This is a genomic window from Mesorhizobium sp. M7A.F.Ca.CA.002.15.2.1, from assembly GCF_003998715.1.
Taxonomy (GTDB): Bacteria; Pseudomonadota; Alphaproteobacteria; order Rhizobiales; family Rhizobiaceae; genus Mesorhizobium; species Mesorhizobium ciceri.
Window position 1 is genome coordinate 1 of record NZ_RZPI01000467.1, and the last position, 4518, is coordinate 4518.

Genomic DNA, 4518 nt, shown 5'->3' on the forward strand with positions numbered 1-4518 from the left:
ACAATGTTTTGTCCCGGCCGACATTCTGGCGGCAGCGGGATCGTCGCCGGAAGAATTCGTCACCGGCGACGGCGGATCCGGCGCCAAACGCGCGGTGGCGGCGATGATGGCGCTGGCACGGGAACATCTTTCCGCCTTCGAGCAAGGCGCACCGGCTCTCCCGGTCTCGCTGCGCCCGGCATTCCTGCCGCTGGCCCTGTCGCGCGCCTATCTCGGCAAGATGGAGAATGGCTCGCCGTTCGGTGGCGTGGCGCGGCTCTCGGCCTTGCGCCGGCATTGGCTATTGCTGCGCCGCGCGAGCAAGGGTTGGCCAGCACTTTGACGTAAACGTCAACCGTGCTAAGAAGTCTCCGCGCCAAAACTGTCGCCATAGACGACAGGCCGGCCGGAGGAGATACCCATTCAATGAGCTTGCCTTTGCTGGTTGCGATCGTCGCCCTTGGCATCGCGCTGTCGGTTGCCGCGGTGCATTTCACTGGCGGCAGCAAGACGGCGACGCTCAGTGGCGCAGATCATGCGAAGAGCCGGTTCGCCGAGGATTTTCCCGACGAGATCGTGGCGGCAGTCCGCCTGACAGCAGATGCCGGGACCGCGTTCCTGGATATCGGGCGAGGGCGCTTCGGGATCGTTCACAGCGTAGGCGACTGCTTCTTGACCCGCATCGTCACGCCTCAAGATGTCACGATTTTGGACGCTGGAGACGGGAATACGGTCTCGCTGCGGCTCGCCGATTTCACCTGGAAGGGCGGCCGCTTCCGCTTTGCCAGCGCAACGGATGCGCAAGGCTTGCTGAAGGCGCTTGAGCCGCAGAGTTTCGGCGGAGAGGCGGCATGATGGACGACTACAATTTTCCGCAGGTCACTCAACTGGCCATCCCGTTCTTCGTTGTCGCGATCCTGATCGAGCTTTGGTTGGTGCGCACCGGCCGTGCCAAGGGTTCGTTCGAAACGCGCGACACATTGACCAGCCTGATGATGGGTACCGGCAATGTCGTTGCCGGGCTGCTGCTTGGCGTCGTGTCCTACTGGGCGTTGCTGTGGCTCTGGCAGTTCCGCGTCTTCAATCTCGGCCTGTCGATCTGGGTCTTTCTGGTGGCCTTCCTGCTCGATGATCTGCGCTACTATTTCTATCACCGCATCGCGCACCGGGTGCGCTGGGTGTGGGCCGAACACGTCAACCACCATTCCAGCCAGCACTACAATCTGTCGACAGCGCTGCGGCAGAGCTGGACGGGCCTGTTCACCTTCATGTTCGTGCTGCAGGCGCCGCTGGTGCTGCTCGGCTTCCACCCGGCGGTGATTGCCTTCACCTTCGGCTTCAATTTGGTCTGGCAATTCTGGATCCACACCGAGACCATCGGCAAGATGTGGGGCTGGTTCGAGTTCGTCTTCAACACGCCCTCACACCACCGCGTCCACCACGCCACCAATCCGCGCTATCTCGACGCCAACTATGCCGGCACGCTGATCATCTGGGACCGCATGTTCGGCACCTTCGTCGGGGAACTGGAAGAAGACCGGCCGCGCTACGGCATCGTCAGGAATCTCGGCACCTTCAATCCGCTGAAAGTGGCATTCCATGAATGGATCGGCATGTTCAGGGATGCCTTTGCGCCCGGTCTGACCTTGAGCGATCGCCTGAACTATCTGATCAAGCCTCCCGGCTGGAGCCATGACGGCTCGCGCGAGACTTCGGAGAGTTTGAAGGCTGCCTATGTCAGGCGAAATCCTGCTGAGGCGGGGAAGCCTGGGTTGCCAAGCGTGGGTGTCGAGCCCGCCGAGTAGAACTTCTTATGTCAGGAGGGTCCGTCGTCATCGCTGTCGTACGCCAATTGCGCGATTCGTTCCCTCACTTGCGCGATGGCGTGATCCAGCGGAATAGCGGGACGCGTATCTTCGATCGAAGCCTTTATCTTGGCCCGGATCGCGGCTAGGCGCTCGGCATGCTCCTCTTCCTCGCGCTGGAAGGCCCGGAGCGCCGCGCGGATGACTTCGCTCGCCGAGCCGAAAGAGCCGTCTTCGACTTTTTGGCGGATAAGGCGGGCCATTGCTGGCGTGACTGTGACAGAAAGTTTCTCGGCGAATTCCGTGGAACGGCTCCCATTGGACAGCAAGTGGGATTGTATCCTGCTTCATCCGTGCGGCCAACGATGAGGTCCTAGCGCCTGGGTTTCGCCCGGCCAGCTTCCGAACCATCCGGCATGGTGGCGCTAATGCGCCGAGTTGTGCCGAAATGCCGGCCGAATTCATGGCCCCCCAAATCTGTAAAATTGGCTTCGAACTCAACCAGCGCGTCGACAATAGCCGGCGCCTCCGAGCTGGGAGCCTCCTGCGTGAATCGTGCACTGAGGTAGGCGCCATGAGGATGTGAGGGATCCAGACGGGCTTGGATCGCCCAGAAGGATGACAGCGAATAGATCGCTTTCATGAAATCCAGAATTAGCCGGTCATTGTAGGGACCTTCGACAGGCTGAACGGCAATGATTCTCTTCAAGCTTCGATCACGGTTCTCATTGTAATTTTCATTTTCGTACAGCCAACCTTGGCCCCCGTGAGGCTGACCTATTAGCGCCTCGATAGCGGGTATATGAACTTCGCGCAGCTTCCGCAGGTTGGTGCATCTGACATAGATGCTCCAGCAAATTTCGTAGTCGCCGGCGAAAGGTTCGCCACTCGGCGGCAGGTCCGACGGCAGAAGCTGGTGCAGCTCGGAGTGCTTGGCCACGGACTACTCGGCGGCTTGCGCTTGTGCCGGCAGCCCTAGCCATTCTCGGCAATCAGCCTGCGCACGCGATGTGATGGCGTGCCGCTTGGCAACGGTCTTGTCCTTGCCGCGCATGCGTTTGCCCTCGGCCTTCGGAGCTTCGACAGGTGGGAACAGGCCGAAATTGACGTTCATCGGCTGGAATGAGCGCTTTCCCGGCTCGTCATCGGAGACAATATGACCGCCGGTGATGTGGTTGAGCAGAGCGCCGAAGGCCGTGGTCAGCGGCGGCAGGGACGGAGCAAGGCCGAGCCGCTCCGCTGCGGCGAAGCGGCCGGCGAGCAGGCCGATGGCCGCACTTTCGACATAGCCTTCGCAGCCGGTGATCTGGCCGGCGAAACGCAGGCCGGGCCGCGACTTCAGTTGCAGCGAAGCGTCGAGCAAGGTCGGCGAGTTGATGTAGGTGTTGCGGTGCAGGCCGCCGAGACGGGCGAAATCAGCGTTTTCGAGACCCGGTATGGTGCGGAAGATGCGCACCTGCTCGGCATGCTTCAACTTGGTCTGGAAACCGACCATGTTGTAGAGCGTGCCCAGCGCATTGTCCTGCCGCAACTGGACGACGGCATAGGCCTTTACCGTCGGATTGTGGGCATTGGTCAGCCCCATCGGCTTCATAGGCCCGTAGCGTAGCGTCTCGACACCGCGCTCGGCCATGACTTCGATCGGCAGGCAGCCGTCGAAATAGGGCGTGCCTTCCCATTGCTTGAATTCGGTTTTCTGGCCGTCGACCAGCGCTTGCACGAAGGCAAGGTACTGGTCCTTGTCCATCGGACAATTGATGTAGTCCTTGCCGGTGCCGCCTGGCCCGACCTTGTCGTAGCGCGACTGGAACCAGCAGGTATTCATGTCGATCGTGTCGAAATGGATGATCGGCGCAATGGCGTCGAAGAAGGCGAGCGCATCGGCGCCGGTCGCTTCCGCGATCGACTGGGCAAGCCCGGGGGCGGTCAACGGACCCGTGGCAACGATCGCCTGGTCCCAATCCGTCGGCGGCAGACCTGGCACTTCCTCGCGCCGGATGGTGATCAGCGGGTGTGCTTCGAGTTTTTTCGTCACGGCATCGGCGAATCCGTCGCGATCGACGGCCAGCGCGCCGCCGGCCGGAACCTGGTTGGCGTCGCCGGCGCTCATGATCAACGAGCCGGCCAGCCGCATTTCGGCGTGCAACAGGCCGACCGCGTTGTTGTCGGCGTCGTCGGAGCGGAAGGAATTGGAACAGACGAGCTCGGCCAGGCTATCGGTCTTGTGCGCATCGGTGCCACGAACGGGCCGCATTTCATGCAGGATGACGGGCACGCCGGCTTGCGCTGCCTGCCAGGCGGCTTCGGAACCGGCGAGGCCGCCGCCGATGATGTGGATTGGGTTTTTGCTCATGAGCGCCGGAATAATCGCTTGGTGCGGCGATTGCAATTGCCGTGCGCGGTGCGGGGCAAACAGCTGCTGATGGGAGCGCCTCGTGAAAACAACAACACCCGCCGGGGGAGGAGGTCCGGCGGGTGTCGTTTTTCGGGTCGACCTTCGGGAGGAGGTGAAGGCCGGCCATATTCGTCATCGCCGGGGAGGAGGTCGGCTTTGACGAAATTCCTTTCGCCATTTTTAGAAGGGGCGAAACCTCTGGAGCAAAATTCGTCTTGCCCCTGGGAAACAGCGCCCGCCGCGGGAGGAGGTGCGGCGGGCGCCGTTTTTGTGGCCAACCCTCGGGAGGAGGTGAAGGTCGGGCCGATTCGTCATCGCCGGGGAGGAGGTCGGCTTTGA

6 protein-coding genes are annotated in these 4518 nt (G+C 61.8%); 3 read left to right on the forward strand and 3 right to left on the reverse strand.

What is annotated here, in order from left to right; genetic code table 11:
- The 3 genes from ENZ74_RS22825 to ENZ74_RS22835 form a co-directional block, all read left to right on the forward strand.
- Positions 1-322: squalene/phytoene synthase family protein (locus tag ENZ74_RS22825; RefSeq protein ID WP_164761145.1), on the forward strand; the 322-nt coding region annotated here is incomplete at its 5' end.
- 83 nt (positions 323-405) lie between these two features.
- Positions 406-834 carry a hypothetical protein gene (locus ENZ74_RS22830; RefSeq protein WP_027160420.1) on the forward strand — a complete coding sequence of 143 codons (429 nt, stop codon included), beginning with the start codon at positions 406-408 and terminating at the stop codon, positions 832-834.
- Complete coding sequence (locus ENZ74_RS22835) at positions 834-1784, forward strand: sterol desaturase family protein (protein ID WP_174564975.1); 951 nt, start codon at positions 834-836, stop codon at positions 1782-1784. Before ENZ74_RS22830 ends, ENZ74_RS22835 begins: the two co-directional genes overlap by 1 nt.
- Before the next feature lie 11 nt (positions 1785-1795).
- Here the strand turns inward: ENZ74_RS22835 and ENZ74_RS22840 are convergent, their stop codons facing one another.
- Genes ENZ74_RS22840 through trmFO form a run of 3 tightly spaced genes read right to left on the reverse strand, consistent with a single transcriptional unit; the run spans position 1796 to position 4137 of the window.
- The gene (locus ENZ74_RS22840; RefSeq protein WP_013531311.1) at positions 1796-2113 is read right to left on the reverse strand and encodes a type II toxin-antitoxin system ParD family antitoxin; all 318 of its coding nucleotides are present in this window, start codon (positions 2111-2113) and stop codon (positions 1796-1798) included.
- A 44-nt stretch (positions 2114-2157) separates the two neighbouring features.
- On the reverse strand, positions 2158-2724 hold the full coding sequence (locus ENZ74_RS22845) for a hypothetical protein (protein ID WP_063168112.1): 567 nt from the start codon (positions 2722-2724) through the stop codon (positions 2158-2160).
- Between the two features lie 3 nt (positions 2725-2727).
- On the reverse strand, positions 2728-4137 hold the full coding sequence (gene trmFO / locus ENZ74_RS22850) for a methylenetetrahydrofolate--tRNA-(uracil(54)-C(5))-methyltransferase (FADH(2)-oxidizing) TrmFO (RefSeq protein ID WP_063168111.1): 1410 nt from the start codon (positions 4135-4137) through the stop codon (positions 2728-2730).
- Between the last annotated feature and the right edge of the window lie 381 nt (positions 4138-4518).